General features: G+C 49.9%; 16 protein-coding genes and 1 other annotated feature. Of the genes, 10 read left to right on the top strand and 6 right to left on the bottom strand.

Annotation, left to right across the window (positions count from 1 at the left end; translation table 11 throughout):
* Positions 1–43: 43 nt before the first annotated feature.
* Positions 44–1,333 (bottom strand): HlyC/CorC family transporter, encoded by a 1,290-nt coding sequence (locus tag DRI82_RS20570; RefSeq protein ID WP_157968113.1) that lies wholly within the window; start codon positions 1,331–1,333, stop codon positions 44–46.
* Positions 1,334–1,411: 78 nt separating this feature from the next.
* The gene (locus DRI82_RS20565) at positions 1,412–2,203 is read right to left on the bottom strand and encodes a cytochrome C assembly family protein (RefSeq protein ID WP_114195780.1); all 792 of its coding nucleotides are present in this window, start codon (positions 2,201–2,203) and stop codon (positions 1,412–1,414) included.
* A gap of 163 nt (positions 2,204–2,366) precedes the next feature.
* Here DRI82_RS20565 and ffh point away from each other — a divergent pair, with 163 nt between their 5' ends.
* The 7 genes from ffh (at position 2,367) to tyrA (ending at position 8,524) form a co-directional block, all read left to right on the top strand.
* Positions 2,367–3,728, top strand: a complete 1,362-nt coding sequence (gene ffh, locus DRI82_RS20560; RefSeq protein WP_114195779.1) for a signal recognition particle protein — start codon at positions 2,367–2,369, stop codon at positions 3,726–3,728.
* Between the two features lie 159 nt (positions 3,729–3,887).
* The gene (rpsP, locus tag DRI82_RS20555) at positions 3,888–4,136 is read left to right on the top strand and encodes a 30S ribosomal protein S16 (protein WP_114195778.1); all 249 of its coding nucleotides are present in this window, start codon (positions 3,888–3,890) and stop codon (positions 4,134–4,136) included.
* An 18-nt stretch (positions 4,137–4,154) separates the two neighbouring features.
* Positions 4,155–4,703, top strand: a complete 549-nt coding sequence (rimM, locus tag DRI82_RS20550) for a ribosome maturation factor RimM (RefSeq protein WP_114195777.1) — start codon at positions 4,155–4,157, stop codon at positions 4,701–4,703.
* A 43-nt stretch (positions 4,704–4,746) separates the two neighbouring features.
* Complete coding sequence (gene trmD, locus DRI82_RS20545; RefSeq protein ID WP_114195810.1) at positions 4,747–5,514, top strand: tRNA (guanosine(37)-N1)-methyltransferase TrmD; 768 nt, start codon at positions 4,747–4,749, stop codon at positions 5,512–5,514.
* Between the two features lie 54 nt (positions 5,515–5,568).
* Complete coding sequence (gene rplS, locus DRI82_RS20540; RefSeq protein ID WP_114195776.1) at positions 5,569–5,916, top strand: 50S ribosomal protein L19; 348 nt, start codon at positions 5,569–5,571, stop codon at positions 5,914–5,916.
* Positions 5,917–6,322: 406 nt separating this feature from the next.
* Positions 6,323–7,399: a 3-deoxy-7-phosphoheptulonate synthase gene (locus DRI82_RS20535; RefSeq protein WP_114195809.1), complete on the top strand. Its 1,077-nt coding sequence runs from the start codon at positions 6,323–6,325 to the stop codon at positions 7,397–7,399.
* A gap of 6 nt (positions 7,400–7,405) precedes the next feature.
* The gene (gene tyrA, locus DRI82_RS20530) at positions 7,406–8,524 is read left to right on the top strand and encodes a bifunctional chorismate mutase/prephenate dehydrogenase (protein ID WP_114195775.1); all 1,119 of its coding nucleotides are present in this window, start codon (positions 7,406–7,408) and stop codon (positions 8,522–8,524) included.
* 64 nt (positions 8,525–8,588) lie between these two features.
* Here tyrA and pheA read toward each other — a convergent pair whose 3' ends face one another.
* From pheA to bamD, 4 genes are all read right to left on the bottom strand, one after another.
* Positions 8,589–9,746 carry a bifunctional chorismate mutase/prephenate dehydratase gene (gene pheA, locus DRI82_RS20525; RefSeq protein WP_114195774.1) on the bottom strand — a complete coding sequence of 386 codons (1,158 nt, stop codon included), beginning with the start codon at positions 9,744–9,746 and terminating at the stop codon, positions 8,589–8,591.
* A 24-nt stretch (positions 9,747–9,770) separates the two neighbouring features.
* Positions 9,771–9,896 (bottom strand) — a sequence feature (Phe leader region).
* A complete protein-coding gene (pheL, locus tag DRI82_RS24155; RefSeq protein ID WP_211317702.1) occupies positions 9,848–9,895 on the bottom strand; it encodes a pheA operon leader peptide PheL in 48 nt (15 codons plus the stop codon). (Overlaps the previous feature by 48 nt.)
* 107 nt (positions 9,897–10,003) lie before the next feature.
* Complete coding sequence (gene raiA / locus DRI82_RS20520; RefSeq protein ID WP_114195773.1) at positions 10,004–10,345, bottom strand: ribosome-associated translation inhibitor RaiA; 342 nt, start codon at positions 10,343–10,345, stop codon at positions 10,004–10,006.
* 322 nt (positions 10,346–10,667) lie between these two features.
* A complete protein-coding gene (bamD, locus tag DRI82_RS20515; protein WP_114195772.1) occupies positions 10,668–11,399 on the bottom strand; it encodes an outer membrane protein assembly factor BamD in 732 nt (243 codons plus the stop codon).
* Between the two features lie 131 nt (positions 11,400–11,530).
* Between bamD and rluD the strand changes: the two genes are divergently transcribed.
* The 3 genes from rluD (at position 11,531) to clpB (ending at position 15,950) form a co-directional block, all read left to right on the top strand.
* Complete coding sequence (rluD, locus tag DRI82_RS20505) at positions 11,531–12,508, top strand: 23S rRNA pseudouridine(1911/1915/1917) synthase RluD (RefSeq protein WP_114195771.1); 978 nt, start codon at positions 11,531–11,533, stop codon at positions 12,506–12,508.
* Positions 12,508–13,248 carry a purine nucleoside phosphorylase YfiH gene (gene yfiH / locus DRI82_RS20500; protein ID WP_114195770.1) on the top strand — a complete coding sequence of 247 codons (741 nt, stop codon included), beginning with the start codon at positions 12,508–12,510 and terminating at the stop codon, positions 13,246–13,248. Before rluD ends, yfiH begins: the two co-directional genes overlap by 1 nt.
* A gap of 128 nt (positions 13,249–13,376) precedes the next feature.
* On the top strand, positions 13,377–15,950 hold the full coding sequence (gene clpB / locus DRI82_RS20495; protein ID WP_114195769.1) for an ATP-dependent chaperone ClpB: 2,574 nt from the start codon (positions 13,377–13,379) through the stop codon (positions 15,948–15,950).
* Positions 15,951–16,408 lie beyond the last annotated feature (458 nt).

The following is a 16,408-nucleotide window of genomic DNA, read 5'->3' as shown; positions in this document are numbered from 1 at the left end:
TGGTGCGTCTTTTTTATTGGGGAAAAACCGGGCAAGTTGAGCCTCAGTGTGGCTGCACGCTGGCATGAATTGATTGCGTGGGTGTAACCCGAACCTGTTTGATCATATTATCCTGCACATCCAGGATTTCTACGTCGTAGTTCTTCACTTGTACCCGCGTATTCGCCAACGGTATATCTTCCAGCACTTCGAGCAGCATGCCATTGACTGTCCGCGGACCCTCTGCCGGAAGGTGCCAGTTAAACGCCTTATTCAACTCACGCACGTTTGCACTGCCTTCTATGAGCACGGAACCATCACTTTGCGGTGTCACTTCTTCTGCCAGTGTAGGAGACATGGAAGTCGTGAAGTCACCCACAATGTCTTCGAGAATATCTTCAACGGTAACCAGACCTTGAATGTCGCCATACTCATCAACGATGATGCCGACTTTCTCTTTGTTGCGCTGGAATTTCACCAATTGGATATTGAGGGGCGTACCTTCAGGAATAAAGTAGATTTCATCCGCAGCCCGCAGCAGATTCTCTTTGTTGAACTCTTTTTTCTCGATCATCAAACGATAGGCTTCCCGAACGCGCAGCATACCAATCGCATCATCCAGTGAGTCGCGGTAAAGGACGATGCGACCATGCGGCGAATGGGTGAGCTGGCGCATGATAGACTTCCAGTCATCATTGATATCGATACCTACAATCTCATTGCGTGGCACCATGATGTCACCCACCGAGACTTTTTCCAGATCAAGCACGGATATCAACATGTCCTGATTGCGGCGTGAGATCTGCGACTGGGATTCGTTCACGATTGTCCGCAATTCATCTTTGCTTATGGCATCGCTGAGGCGGACGTTGCTCTTGATACCGCACATGCGCATGATCAGTCGTGAAATCGTGTTCAGGACCCAGACCAGCGGCAACATGAGTTTTTGCAAGGGAATCAGGAGCAGACTGCTTGGGAATGCGATGCGCTCAGGGTTCAGTGCCGCAAAGGTTTTGGGCAGCACTTCAGCAAACAGCAAGATAACAAACGTCAGGATACCGGTGGCAATAGCTACACCAGCATCGCCATACAGACGGATCCCGACAATGGTAGCCAATGCGGAAGCCAGGATATTCACCAGGTTATTGCCGATAAGCACCAGGCTTATCAAACGATCGGGGTGCGTCAGCAACTTTTCGACCCGCCGCGCAGCCCGATTTCCCTGTTTGGCCTGATGGCGCAAGCGATAGCGGTTGAGCGTCATCATCCCGGTTTCAGAGGCGGAAAAATAAGCCGAAACCACCACCATGATAACCAGGATAATAATCAGGGTACCTGTTGAGATATGCTCCAACGCGGTGTTCCTTCTAAAGAGAAAACACACTCCCCCTTAAGAGAGGGAGACAGATGTGTCGGCAGAAATATTGCGGGGTCAGGAAACGATCACCTGCTGAACCAGTCGGCTACCGAAATACGCCAGGGTCAGTAGCAGCGCACCCGCCATACTAAACCACACCACGCGACGCCCACGCCAACCTTCATGATAGTGCCCCCAGAGTAAAACGATATACACAAACCAGGCCATTATTGACAGCACGGCTTTATGCACATTCTCCTTGTTGAACAGATTATCCATATAGAACAATCCGGTACACAGCGTTAGGGTCAGCAGAACAACGCCCACTTGTGTGACGTGGAACAGCTTGCGCTCGATGCTCATCAGCGGTGGCATATCAGAGCTGAATGCCAGTTTCTTATTTTTAAGCAGGTAATCAAGCCATGCCAGTTGCAGCGCATAAAGTGCTGCAATCATCAGAGTAGCGTATGAAAAAAGCGCCAGACCTATATGAATCAACAGACCACGGCTGGCCTCAAGGTGTGTAATAAACTCACCGGGCAGGAAACTCACGAACGCCAGATTGATCAGCGCAAAGCTGTAGACGATCGGCAGGAAAAACCAACCGCGGTTGCGTGAGGCGACATACGTCATGACGGTGCAGATAATCAGGCTGACAATGGAACCGACATTGACCATGCTGAGATTTTGACCGGTACTGACGTCGAAGATCCGCTGTTGCAAGGCGATAGCGTGACAAATCAGAGCCACAGCAGCCGAGATCAGCGCCAGCCGCCGAAACGCACTTTTCTGGCGTACGAGGCTGGGAATAACCAGCCCAAGGCTGAGTAAGTAAGCAATCATGGCCACAATGGCGAAAACTGGCATAGCGTTTTATCTGGCTTCATAAATGGGTCAGGCGGTCAGTATAACGTTAGCAGCGTCACGCTCCAACCGATCTCCGTAGCGGGGGCAGAGATCGTGCGCGCTTCGTGTTATAATCCCGCAATTGTGTCGCCAAGGCGGCTGTCATTACGTTGAGCAAGAGACGATGTTTGAGAACTTAAGCGATCGATTGTCGCGCACGTTGCGCAATATCAGCGGCCGTGGGCGGCTGACCGAAGAAAATATTAAAGATACGCTGCGTGAAGTACGCATGGCTCTGTTGGAAGCCGACGTTGCGCTGCCTGTTGTCCGTGATTTTATCAGTCGTGTGAAAGAGAGCGCGGTTGGACATGATGTCAACAAAAGCCTGACGCCGGGTCAGGAGTTCGTAAAAATCGTTAAAAACGAACTTACGGCGGCCATGGGTGATGCAAATACTGAACTGAATCTTGCTGCGCAGCCTCCGGCTGTGGTGCTTATGGCCGGTCTGCAAGGGGCGGGTAAAACAACCAGCGTCGGCAAACTGGCCAAGTTTTTAAAAGAAAAACACAAGAAGAAGGTTCTGGTAGTTTCTGCCGACGTTTATCGCCCTGCGGCGATCAAGCAGTTGGAGACGCTGGCAGGACAGGTGGGTGTGGATTTCTTCGCCTCGGATATTCAGGAAAAGCCGGTTGATATTGTGAGCCGCGCCCTGCAACAGGCTAAACTGAAGTTTTATGATGTCCTGATTGTCGATACCGCAGGTCGTTTGCACGTTGATGAAGCGATGATGGATGAAATTAAACACATCCATGCAGCGATTAATCCTGTTGAAACCCTGTTTGTTGTCGATGCAATGACCGGACAGGATGCGGCCAATACCGCCAAAGCTTTCAACGAGGCCCTGCCGTTAACTGGCGTGGTGTTGACCAAAGTTGACGGTGATGCGCGTGGCGGGGCGGCACTGTCAATTCGTCATATTACCGGCAAGCCAATCAAATTCCTTGGCGTGGGTGAGAAGAATGAGGCGCTTGAGCCATTCCACCCCGATCGTATCGCCTCCCGTATTCTGGGGATGGGCGACGTACTGTCCCTGATCGAGGACATTGAAAGCAAAGTAGACCGTGACCAGGCTGAAAAGCTGGCCAGTAAATTGAAAAAAGGGGACGGTTTTGATCTGACCGATTTCCTTGATCAGTTAAAACAGATGCGCAATATGGGTGGTATGGCCAGCATGCTGAGCAAATTGCCAGGTGCCGGGCAACTGCCTGATAATGTGAAGTCGCAAATGGATGACAAAGTCCTGGTGCGGATGGAGGCGATCATTAATTCAATGACGCTGAAAGAACGTGCCAAGCCGGAAATCATCAAAGGATCCCGTAAGCGTCGTATCGCTGCGGGTTCAGGTATGCAGGTGCAGGACGTCAACCGTCTGTTGAAGCAGTTTGACGAAATGCAGCGCATGATGAAGAAAATGAAAAAGGGCGGTTTGTCGAAGATGATGCGTGGCATGAAAGGTATGATGCCACCCGGATTCCCCGGCCGCTAATCACCGGATTTTTTACCCCTGGCAAAGCGGCGTCGTGAACTAAATACGCTTTCGATTGCTTTTTGCGCCAAAATGAGTAAAATTTTCGGGCTTTTTATATAGCACTTGGGCCCCGTTCCCCGATGGGGCCCAAGTGTTTTATTAACTTAAGAGGATGTTATGGTAACAATTCGTTTGGCACGTGGCGGCGCTAAAAAGCGTCCGTTCTATCAAGTAGTAGTGACCGATAGCCGCAATGCACGTGATGGTCGTTTCATCGAGCGTGTAGGCTTCTTCAACCCGATCGCATCTGGTCAGGCTGAAGCACTGCGTCTGGACCTGGATCGTATCAACCATTGGGTTGAACTGGGTGCAACCGTTTCTGATCGCGTATCTTCGCTGATCAAAGAAGCTAAGAAAGCAGCGTAATCTGTCGCGGTGGTAGCTATGAGCAAGCAACTTAATACTGGGGTTCCCGAAGAGCCAATCGTGCTCGGTAAGCTGGGTTCTACCTACGGAATTCGTGGTTGGCTCAGAGTGTTTTCATCCACCGAAGATGCCGAAAGCATTTTTGACTACCAGCCGTGGTTTATCCAGCAGGCGGGTAAGTGGCAGCAACTCGAGCTGGAAAGCTGGAAGCGCCACAATCAGGATCTGATCATCAAAGTCAAAGGCGTTGACGATCGGGAAGCCGCGAATTTACTGACCAATCGCGAGATTGTCGTGGATTCTGCGCAACTGCCAGCACTCACTGACGGTGACTACTACTGGAAAGACCTTATTGGTTGTCAGGTAGTAACCACCTCCGGTTATGAATTGGGTAAAATCATCGATATGATGGAAACCGGTTCTAATGATGTGATGGTCGTTAAAGCAAACCTGAAAGATGCATTCGGACTCAAGGAGCGGTTGATCCCGTTCCTCGATGGGCAGGTTATCAAGAAAGTCGATCTCACTGCTCAAGCGATTGAAGTAGATTGGGATCCTGGTTTTTGACCTCCGAGATCAACGGAAAAGATGAGTGGATGGGGATGGGCTTGTGTTTATTGGTATAGTCAGCCTGTTTCCTGAGATGTTCCGCGCAATCACCGATTACGGGGTAACTGGCCGGGCAGTAAAAAATGGCCTGCTGAACGTACAATGCTGGAGTCCTCGTGACTTCACCTACGATCGGCACCGTACCGTGGATGATCGCCCATATGGCGGTGGCCCCGGAATGCTGATGATGGTTCAACCCTTGCGGGAAGCTATTCATGCAGCAAAAGCGGCGGCAGGTGAAGGCGCAAAAGTGATTTATCTGTCACCTCAAGGGCGCAAACTTGATCAGCAAGGAGTTCGCGAACTGGCAACGTATCAGAAGATGATTCTGGTCTGTGGCCGGTATGAGGGAATAGATGAGCGCGTAATCAAAACTGAAATTGATGAAGAATGGTCAATTGGCGATTACGTACTCAGCGGTGGTGAATTACCGGCAATGGCTTTGGTTGATTCGGTCTCCCGTTTTATACCGGGTGTTCTGGGTCATCAGGCATCGGCAGAAGAGGACTCTTTTGTCGACGGATTGTTGGACTGTCCGCACTATACCCGTCCCGAGGTGTTGGAAGGCATGGAAGTACCGGCGGTATTGCTGTCGGGGAATCATGCCGAGATTCGTCGCTGGCGTCTGAAGCAGTCGTTGGGCCGTACCTGGCTTAGAAGACCTGAACTTCTGGAAAGCCTAGCTCTGACTGACGAGCAACAGAAGTTGCTGGCTGAATTCCGTCGTGAATATCAGTCCAGTCAACCAGACTATGAAGGGAACGTGTGAGCATACGTGCCAACGATCCCGATATATCAGTTTACCTAGGGTAAGAGACATATTATGAGCAATATTATCAAGCAAATTGAACAAGAGCAGATGAAGCAAGACGTACCTGCTTTCCGTCCGGGTGATTCCGTGGAAGTTAAGGTATGGGTCGTTGAAGGTACCAAAAAACGTCTGCAGGCATTCGAGGGCGTGGTTATCGCTATTCGTAACCGCGGTCTGCACTCTGCATTCACTGTTCGTAAGATTTCTAACGGCGAAGGTGTTGAGCGTGTATTCCAGACTCACTCCCCAGTAATCGACAGCATTACTGTGAAACGTCGTGGTGCCGTTCGTCAAGCCAAACTGTACTACCTGCGTGAGCGTACTGGTAAGTCTGCTCGTATCAAAGAGCGTCTTAACTGATAATCGCTTAGGCGACATTCTCATGTTAACGGCCCGCATTTGCGGGCCGTTTTTTTTTAATTTAAGCTACGATCATGGCGATAAAATATCCGTTGAGAAGGGGGGGTAATATTTATGTAAACTTTTAATTACACTTAGTTGGATAAGAACTCTATTTCAGAGCGATGATTGTACTTAATAAAGAGAGAGTTAATTTAACTTGTTGTAAATAGTGAATTTATATTGAGCGCCTTGTCAGCGATTTACCTGCCATACCTTCTGCTATTCCTATTTCCATTCTTAATTTGTGGTAATTAAATCTTTACGGTGTTGGGTTGAAAACTTTACATGGCATGGTATTGTATCATCCATAGCTTTAGATTCTCGCTGAAGCACACGGATAATAGAGACAGGTATAATTATGATAATGCAAAAAGACGCACTCAATAACGTTCACATCAGTGCAGAACAGATACTTATTACGCCAGAAGAACTGAAAAATCAGCACCCCCTCAGTGATACCGATCAAAGTGAAATCGAATTGGCGCGTAAAACGATCGCCAATATCGTTCAGGGTCGCGATCATCGTCTGTTAGTGGTATGTGGGCCTTGCTCGATTCATGATCCAGATGCGGCACTCGACTACGCTAGACATCTGAAAACATTGGCTGCTGAATTAAGCGATCACTTATATATTGTCATGCGGGTTTACTTCGAAAAACCAAGAACGACGGTCGGTTGGAAAGGGCTGATCAACGATCCGCATATGGATGGTTCATTCGATGTCGAAGGCGGTTTTCATATTGCCCGTCGCCTGTTACTGGAACTTGTAGGAATGGGGCTGCCTCTGGCGACAGAAGCGCTGGATCCAAACAGTCCACAATACCTTGGCGATCTGTTCAGTTGGTCCGCCATTGGTGCGAGAACCACCGAGTCGCAAACCCACCGCGAAATGGCCTCTGGTCTTTCAATGCCTGTGGGTTTCAAAAATGGCACAGATGGCAGCCTGGGTACGGCTATCAACGCCATGCGCGCTGCTGCCATGCCGCATCGCTTCGTCGGTATCAATCAGTCCGGCCAGGTTTGCCTGTTGCAAACCCAGGGTAATCCCGATGGGCACGTCATTCTGCGCGGCGGCAAAACGCCGAACTACAGCGCAGAACATGTCGCAGCCTGTGAAAAACAGATGCAGGAAGCAGGACTCAATCCGTCCTTGATGATAGATTGCAGTCATGGCAACTCAAACAAAGATTACCGTCGTCAGCCTGAGGTGGCAGACTCAGTGATTGAACAGATAAAAGCCGGGAACCGCTCGATTACGGGTGTGATGATCGAGAGTAATCTGCATGAAGGCAACCAGTCTTCTGAACAGCCTCGCGCAAATATGCGTTACGGTATGTCTGTTACCGATGCTTGCATCAACTGGGAAAGCACCGAAACCCTGCTGCGTGAGATGCACCAGCAGTTGGGGAACCCGCTGAAGTCACGAAATAAAGGAGTGTAAGAATTCATGGTGGCTGAACTGACCGCACTACGCGATCAAATTGATGAAGTGGATAAAGCGTTGCTGGATTTACTGGCAAAGCGCCTGAACCTGGTTGCGGAAGTGGGGGAGGTGAAAAGCCGTTATGGTTTGCCGATCTACGTTCCCGATCGTGAGGCTTCAATGCTCGCATCGCGACGCAAAGAGGCCGAGGCGCTGGGTGTGCCTGCCGATCTTATTGAGGATGTATTACGCCGCGTGATGCGTGAGTCATATTCCAGTGAGAACGATAAAGGCTTCAAAACGCTCCGCCCGCAACTGCGTCCTATCGTCATTATTGGTGGTGATGGGCAAATGGGACGGTTGTTCAGCCGCATGTTGGGTTTATCGGGTTATCAGGTCCGTATTCTTGAACAGGAAGATTGGCCGCGGGCTGAAGAACTGTTATCCGATGCCGGTATGGTTATTGTCAGCGTGCCCATTCACGTTACCGAGCAGGTGATTTCCCGCCTGCCCAAACTTCCTGACGACTGTATTCTGGTTGATCTGGCGTCCGTGAAAAACCGTCCTTTGCAGGCAATGTTGGCTGTGCATGAGGGGCCGGTTGTTGGATTGCATCCAATGTTTGGCCCGGACGTTGGCAGTTTGGCGAAACAGGTAGTGGTGTATTGCGATGGTCGTGAGCCTGAGGCGTATCAATGGCTGCTGGAGCAACTGCAGGTCTGGGGGGCCAGATTGCATCGCATCAGCGCGGTAGAGCACGATCAGAATATGGCCTTTATTCAGGCGTTGAGGCACTTTGCGACATTTGCTTACGGCTTGCACCTGGCGGAAGAGAATGTGCAGTTGGAACAACTGCTGGCGCTTTCATCGCCCATTTATCGCCTGGAGTTGGCGATGGTTGGTCGGTTGTTTGCTCAAGATCCTCAACTCTATGCGGACATTATTATGTCCTCAGAGAATAATCTGGCGTTGATTAAACGTTATTACCAGCGGTTTGGCGAAGCGATAAAATTGCTTGAGCATGGTGATAAGCAAGCGTTTGTCGACAGTTTCAAAAAGGTTGAACACTGGTTTGGCGATTACGCCCAGCGGTTCCTGGTTGAAAGTCGTTCTCTGCTGCGGCAGGCCAATGACAACCGCTAGTTTCTGAGCAGCAGATTTCACATCGAAAGAAAATGGCCATATCTATGCGGATATGGCCATTTTTTTAGCTTGGATTGACGGGCACCACGTTTTCACTTGGATAACAGCCCAGCACTTTCAGGGAGCGGGTGATTGGCGTCAAATCACGCAGGGCTTTATTCATGGCTTCCGAACGCAGGTTGGCCTGCACGTCGATATAAAACATCTCTTCCCATGGATTACCATTGATAGGACGTGACTCAAGCTTGGTCATGATAATGCCATGCTCACGCAATACGAGTAACGCTTCGACCAGTGCACCTGATTGCTGACCGGTTGCCATGATTAACGTGGTTTTCGCCGGTACCTGATCCGAGACATCAATAGGTTTTCTGGCCAGAACGATAAAGCGGGTGATGTTCTGTTCCTGGTTCGCCAGATTATGTTCCAAAACCTGCAACTGATAGAGCGCACCACCAGCCTCGCTGCCCAATGCGGCAACATGCGGGGATTTCATGGCGGCCACTTTTTCCATGGCGGCAGCAGTGCTTTCGCAATATTCGATTTTCCAGTGCGGGAAGCGATTGAGGAACTGGCTGCATTGCTGGAACGGTTGCGGATGGCTGTAAACCGTTTCAATCTGTGAGAGATCGGTTTCTGCTGCAATAAGCACACAGTGGTCGATAGGATTGGTCATCTCGCCGACAATCGACAGGCTGGTGTGTTGCAGTAAATCGTAGACGTCATTGATTGAGCCGGAACTGGTGTTCTCAATAGGGAGAACGGCAAAGTCAGCCTGACCGGTTTCAACCTGGGTAAAGATGTCCTGGAATTTCAGGCAGCCGCATTCGATGATTTGATCGACATGGCGTGCAGCATACTGGCGTGCGGCGAGATGTGAGTAAGACCCTTTTGGTCCCAGAAAAGCGATACGGGCAGAACGAAATGAAGTCTGGTTCAATTGTTGTTGCAGCAGAGCCTGTTGGGTCAGTACGGAATCTTCAATAATCAATTGGAAGAGACGGGTGATGTAATAGCCATTCAACCCCTGCTTTTTGCCTTCTTCAATCAGTGAGTCAAGTAAATCACGCTCACGCTCTTTGTCACGAATAGGTCGGTGCGTGTGCAGTTTGGTTTTTGCCACGTCAACGGCCAATGCACGGCGTTCCGCCAGCAACTCCAACAGTTTTAGATCAACGGCACTGATACGTTCACGCAGTGCCGATAAAGGGTTCTCGCTCATAGTGTCTGCCTTTTATATTTAATCATAAAAAAAGCCTCCGTTTTAGGGAGGCTTTTTTGTTCGTCTTCGCATTCTTTATCACACGACGAAACGCCTCCCAGTCAGGGGAAGGTAAAAAAGAATGCGAAGAAAAACAGGGTTCGTATCATGTTCAGCGATCATTTTGTGGGGAATAGTGTTTTAACTTAACTGCTGGCGTTTTTTTGTCAATAAAAAACGCGCTCATTGAGCGCGTTGGTGTGACGACTGGCTTGAAGTTATTCTTCTGCTTCCAGAGGCTCCAGGTTCACATCTTTTACGCAGGTTGCCGCTCTGCGTGCTTCGCCTTTGTGCTGAACCTTGTTCAGTTGGCGTTCAAGTTTGGTAATCAACTCATTGATGGCGGCGTACATGTCAATATGTTTGGCGCTGGCAACCAACGGGCCGTTAGGCGTGCTGATAGTGGCATCCGCGACAAATCCCTTTGGATCTTTTGAAAGCACTATGTGAGGATTAATCAGGTGAGCTTGCCATTTATCCAGTTTAGCGAGACGGTCTTCGACGTGCTGACGAATTGCTTCAGTAATATCCATTTGTTTGCTGGTGATATTGATTGTCATAGAACTTACCTCTCTGTCTTTCCGTCTTAGGATAGATTCAGCATAACGCGCTTTTGCACAAAATGGGTGATGAAAATCACATAATTTTGTCACTTTTTGTCAAGTCAGCATGTTATGTGATGGTGGGTAAGTAATGGGTAACTTTTGCTTGAAGCTTGGCGCGCAATGCCGCAGTATCAGTAAGTTAGGTGGCGGAATTTACGGTTTCTGCCAGTCATTGGTGTGGCTGAATTTTGTAGATAGTTGCGCGTCTTATTAAAAAAGCCGAAAAAAAAACGGTAGCCGAAGCCACCGTTTTTATCATACCTGCCTTTAGCTATTCTCAGCTTTTATTCGCATCAATAATCTTGGCTACTTTGTCTGCCTGAGCATTCAGTTGAAGCTGTTTGTAGGCATTTTCCATAAGTGGCAATGCGTCGCGGGTTGCCTGCGTATCCGGATAATCTTTCATCATCTGTTCAACACGATTAACTACTGCAACGTAAGCGCCACGTTTCGTGTAGTATTGCGCAACTGACAGCTCATATTTGGCCAGGCGTTCTTTCAGATAGACCAGCCGCTTATTCGCATCAGTGACGTATTGACTATTAGGGTAGCCCTGAATCAGCTGACTAAAGTCGCGGAATGCGGCGCGAGCATGTTGTGGATCGCGATCGGAACGATCAACGCCAAAGAAGCCCTGTAATGCACTGTCATCCAGCGCCATGTCGGTCAGACCACGCATATACATCACGTAATCGATATTCGGATGCGTGGGGTTAAGACGCATAAACCGGTCAATCGATGCTTGCGCTAACGGCAAGTCTGCCGATTTATAGTAAGCGTAAATCAGATCCAGTTGAACTTGCTGGGAGTAAGGCCCAAACGGATAGCGGTTATCTAACGCTTCCAGTTGTGCAATAGCTCCTTTGAAGTTACCGTCCTGCAGTTTTTGCTGAGCGGTCGCATAGAGTTCCGAAGGCGGATTGTCGGGAACCGCATCCTTGGAACTGGAGCAACCAGCCAGCGCCAGGCTCAACGTGGCTGCAGCCACCAGATATTTCATACGCGTCATGACGTTTTGATTATCCTCAGGGTGTTATTCCGGGAGACTGTCCGTTAAGCTCCCGACAAAGACCAGCTACAATAGCACATTATTTTAAACGGCATCGCCGTGAAAACCCAACGTTAACGAAGAAGCTGCATATGGCACAACAAGTACAACTCACCGCAACGGTGGCCGAATCTCAACTCGGTCAACGTTTAGATCAGGCTTTGGCCGAATTGTTCCCTGATTATTCACGATCACGCATAAAAGAGTGGATCCTGGACGATCGGGTATCGGTAAACAGTAAAACAGTCAACAAACCGAAAGAAAAAGTGTTGGGCGGCGAGATCGTCGCTATTGATGCTCAAATAGAAGAAGAAGCCCGCTGGGAAGCGCAGGATATCGCACTTGATATCGTTTATGAAGATACTGATATTCTGGTTATCAATAAACCGCGCGATCTGGTTGTTCATCCTGGAGCAGGAAACCCCGACGGCACGGTATTGAATGCGCTATTGCATTACTATCCTGAAATTATGGATGTACCGCGTGCGGGCATTGTTCACCGTCTGGATAAAGACACTACCGGTCTGATGGTGGTCGCCAAAACGGTACCTGCACAGACGCGTCTGGTTGAAGCGTTGCAAGCGCGGGAAATTACTCGCGAATATGAAGCAGTGGCCATTGGCACGATGACGGCTGGTGGCCTGGTTGAAGAGCCAATTGCCCGCCATTCCACCAAACGTACCCATATGGCGGTTCATCCGATGGGTAAGCCAGCGGTAACGCACTATCGCATTATGGAGCATTTCCGCGCCCATACGCGTTTGCGCCTGCGTCTGGAAACCGGGCGTACTCACCAGATTCGCGTGCATATGTCGCACATTAACCATCCGCTGGTGGGCGATCAGCTCTACGGTGGCCGCCCGCGTCCGCCGAAAGGTGCTTCTGACGAATTTATCGCAGTGCTGCGCAGTTTTGATCGTCAGGCATTGCACGCAACAATGCTGCGCCTCTATCATCCGATTACCGGGATTCAGATGGAGTGGCATGCGCCGCTACCGCAAGATATGGTTGACCTGATCAATGCACTGAAAGCCGATACTGAACAATTCAAGGATCAGATGGATTGGTGATGAACTCTCTTCTGTTACCCGACTGGCCTGCACCTGCCACTGTCAAGGCGTGCAGCACGTTGCGCGCTGGTGGCATAAGTCTGCCGCCTTACGATTCGTTGAATCTCGGAACACACGTTGGTGATGATCCTGTCAGCGTGCAGGAAAATCGTCAGCGGCTGGTGAAGTATGCGCATCTCCCGCAGATGCCGCATTGGCTGGAGCAAGTGCACGGCACGGATGTCGTGCGGCTTGCATCGGGGCAGAAGACAAAAGGTCATTTCGTGGCTGATGCGGTTTATTCCCATCAGCAACAACAGGTGTGTGCCATCATGACGGCAGACTGCCTCCCCGTTTTGTTCTGTTCACTCGCCGGTGATGAGGTCGCTGCTGCTCATGCCGGTTGGCGCGGACTGTGTGCGGGTATTCTGGAGAGTACCATCCAACAATTTTCTGCACCGCCCTCGCAGATAATGGCCTGGTTGGGTCCGGCTATCGGACCGCAGAAATTTGAAGTGGGTAGCGAGGTTCGCGACGCGTTTATGGCGCAGGAGCCTACGACCAATGGGGCTTTTGTTGCCCAGATGAATGGAAAATATCTGGCCGATATCTATCATTTGGCCAGGCTGCACCTGCGCTCAGTCGGTGTTTCACAGATTTATGGTGGCGGTCTCTGTACGGTAAGCGATAGATCACGCTTTTTCTCTTATCGCCGCGACGAAATCACTGGCCGTATGGCAAGTTTGATCTGGCTGATATAACCTATCAAATCAAGACGATCCACTGACGCATAAAAATAATCCGAATATACTGCCAAGATAACCTTGAAAACGTGAGGGTTGACCTCATTTAATCTCCAGTAGCAATTTTGAACAGTATTGGAGGATTTATGCGTCTGGATCGTCTTACCAGTAAATTCCAGTTAGCCCTCGCAGATGCCCAATCCGTTGCCCTTGGGCGCGACAATCAATTTATTGAACCTCTCCACTTGATGAGCGCCTTGCTTAATCAGGAAGGGGGAACCGTGCGTCCGTTACTGACTTCTGCCGGTATTGATACAGGCCGGTTGCGTCAGGATATCGAACAGGCACTTGGGCGTTTACCTCAGGTTGAGGGAACGGGTGGCGATGTACAACCCTCCCACGAATTGGTTAGGGTTTTAAACTTATGTGACAAACTTGCGCAAAAACGCGCAGATAAATTTATCTCTTCCGAATTGTTTGTTCTGGCAGTTCTGGAAGATCGCGGCACGCTGACTGATATGTTGAAAAGCGCTGGCGCGACGGCAGATAAAATCAGTAAAGCGATTGAACAAATGAGAGGAGGTGACTCTGTGGATGATCAAGGAGCTGAAGACCAGCGCCAGGCATTGAAGAAATTCACCATCGACCTCACCGAGCGTGCCGAACAAGGTAAACTCGATCCTGTCATTGGTCGTGATGAAGAAATTCGCCGCACCATTCAGGTGTTGCAACGCCGTACCAAAAACAATCCTGTATTGATTGGTGAGCCAGGTGTGGGTAAAACCGCCATTGTTGAAGGTTTGGCTCTGCGCATCATTAATGGTGAAGTGCCTGAAGGCTTGAAAAATAAACGCGTTTTGTCCCTGGATATGGGGTCGCTGATTGCTGGCGCAAAATATCGGGGTGAATTTGAAGAGCGTTTGAAAGGCGTACTGAACGATCTTTCAAAGCAGGAAGGTAACGTCATCCTGTTTATTGATGAATTGCATACCATGGTGGGTGCCGGTAAAGCCGACGGTGCTATGGATGCCGGTAATATGTTAAAGCCAGCGCTTGCTCGTGGTGAATTGCACTGTGTGGGAGCAACGACGCTTGACGAGTATCGTCAATATATAGAGAAAGATGCGGCATTGGAGCGTCGGTTCCAGAAAATTTTTGTTGCCGAACCTTCAGTGGAAGACACTATCGCTATACTTCGTGGTCTTAAAGAGCGTTACGAATTGCATCACCATGTGCAGATTACTGACCCGGCGATTGTTGCGGCAGCCACGTTGTCTCATCGTTATATTGCCGATCGCCAGTTGCCGGACAAAGCCATTGACCTGATTGATGAGGCGGCATCCAGCATTCGTATGCAGATTGACTCGAAGCCTGAGCCACTTGACCGTCTGGAACGCCGAATCATCCAGTTGAAACTGGAACAGCAGGCCCTGAAAAAAGAGTCTGATGATGCCAGTATAAAACGTCTTGAAATGCTCAACGCTGAATTAGAGCAGAAAGAGCGTGAATACTCCGAGCTGGAAGAAGAGTGGAAAGCCGAGAAAGCTTCACTGACGGGCACCCAGAATATCAAAGCGGAACTTGAACAAGCGAAGCTGACACTGGAGCAAGCTCGTCGTGTGGGCGACCTTGGCCGGATGTCTGAATTGCAGTACGGTAAAATTCCCGCACTGGAGAAACAACTGGCCGCAGCGACGCAAGCCGAAGGCAAGACCATGAAGTTGCTGCGCAACCGGGTAACGGAAGCTGAAATTGCTGAAGTCCTGGCGCGTTGGACCGGGATTCCAGTGGCGCGGATGCTCGAGGGTGAGCGCGAGAAACTGTTGCGTATGGAGCAGGATCTGCATCAGCGGGTTATTGGCCAGAACGAGGCGGTTGATGCTGTCTCGAATGCTATCCGCCGTAGCCGTGCCGGTTTGGCGGATCCGAACCGTCCGATCGGGTCATTCCTGTTCCTTGGTCCAACGGGGGTAGGGAAAACCGAGCTGTGCAAAGCGTTGGCGATGTTCCTGTTTGACAGTGATGACGCCATGGTGCGTATCGATATGTCCGAATTTATGGAAAAACATTCGGTATCGCGTCTGGTCGGTGCACCTCCAGGCTATGTTGGGTATGAAGAAGGGGGGTATCTGACGGAAGCTGTTCGCCGTCGACCTTATTCGGTCATCCTGCTGGATGAAGTTGAGAAGGCGCATCCAGATGTTTTCAACATCTTATTGCAAGTACTGGATGATGGCCGCTTGACCGATGGTCAGGGGAGAACCGTGGATTTCCGTAATACGGTGGTTATCATGACGTCGAACCTCGGTTCTGATCTGATTCAGGAACGGTTTGGACAGATGGATTATCCGCAGATGAAAGAGACGGTGATGGAAGTCGTCAGTCACCATTTCCGTCCGGAATTCATCAACCGTATAGATGAGCTCGTTGTTTTCCATCCACTGGGACGCGCGCACATCAAGTCGATTGCTCTTATTCAGTTGAACCGTCTGTACAAACGACTGGAAGAGCGTGGCTACAGTGTGACGCTGACCGATGCGGCATTGGAGCTGTTAGGGAACACCGGTTTCGACCCTGTTTATGGTGCGCGTCCGTTGAAACGTGCCATCCAGCAGGAAATTGAAAACCCGCTGGCTCAGCAGATCTTGTCCGGCAAATTGATTCCGGGTATCCCGGTAACGCTGGATGTTGCAGATGGGCACATCATCGCCCATCAGTGAGCAGTTTGTAGCTGATAGGCAGTGATGAATAGCTAAATAGCGATACTTAATAGAAGGGCTCGACTTAACGTCGGGCCCTTTTTGCTGATTGCTCTCTAAAGAAGAAGGAAGCAAAGAGAGAAAGGATTAACACTTTGCATGCTTCCAACACCTCTGCGTAGCTTATAAAAGAGACATGTTGGGTGTTTTGTATTCCGATGCAGTCACGTTTGTATAAATTATGAGCGCTTGAAAAGTTTTTTGAAATTAGGGGTTGCAGGCTGACGAGAACTCCCTATAATGCGCCTCCACTGACCGGGAACAACGACTCCTCCAACGAGACCAAGTCGCTCAGCCAGGAAGGGATAAGCCAGTGAAAACACTGTTTCTTTTAAAAGAAAAATGCTTGACTCTTCGGCGGGAAAGCGTATTATCTGCCTCCCGCGTTACCGGGTTTTGCCGTTGACACCACGTGTCCT

The organism is Edaphovirga cremea (assembly GCF_003332275.1).
GTDB classification, from domain to species: Bacteria; Pseudomonadota; Gammaproteobacteria; order Enterobacterales; family Enterobacteriaceae; genus Edaphovirga; species Edaphovirga cremea.
The sequence above is the reverse complement of the archived record's forward strand: the minus strand, read 5'-3'. Positions and strand labels throughout refer to the sequence as shown.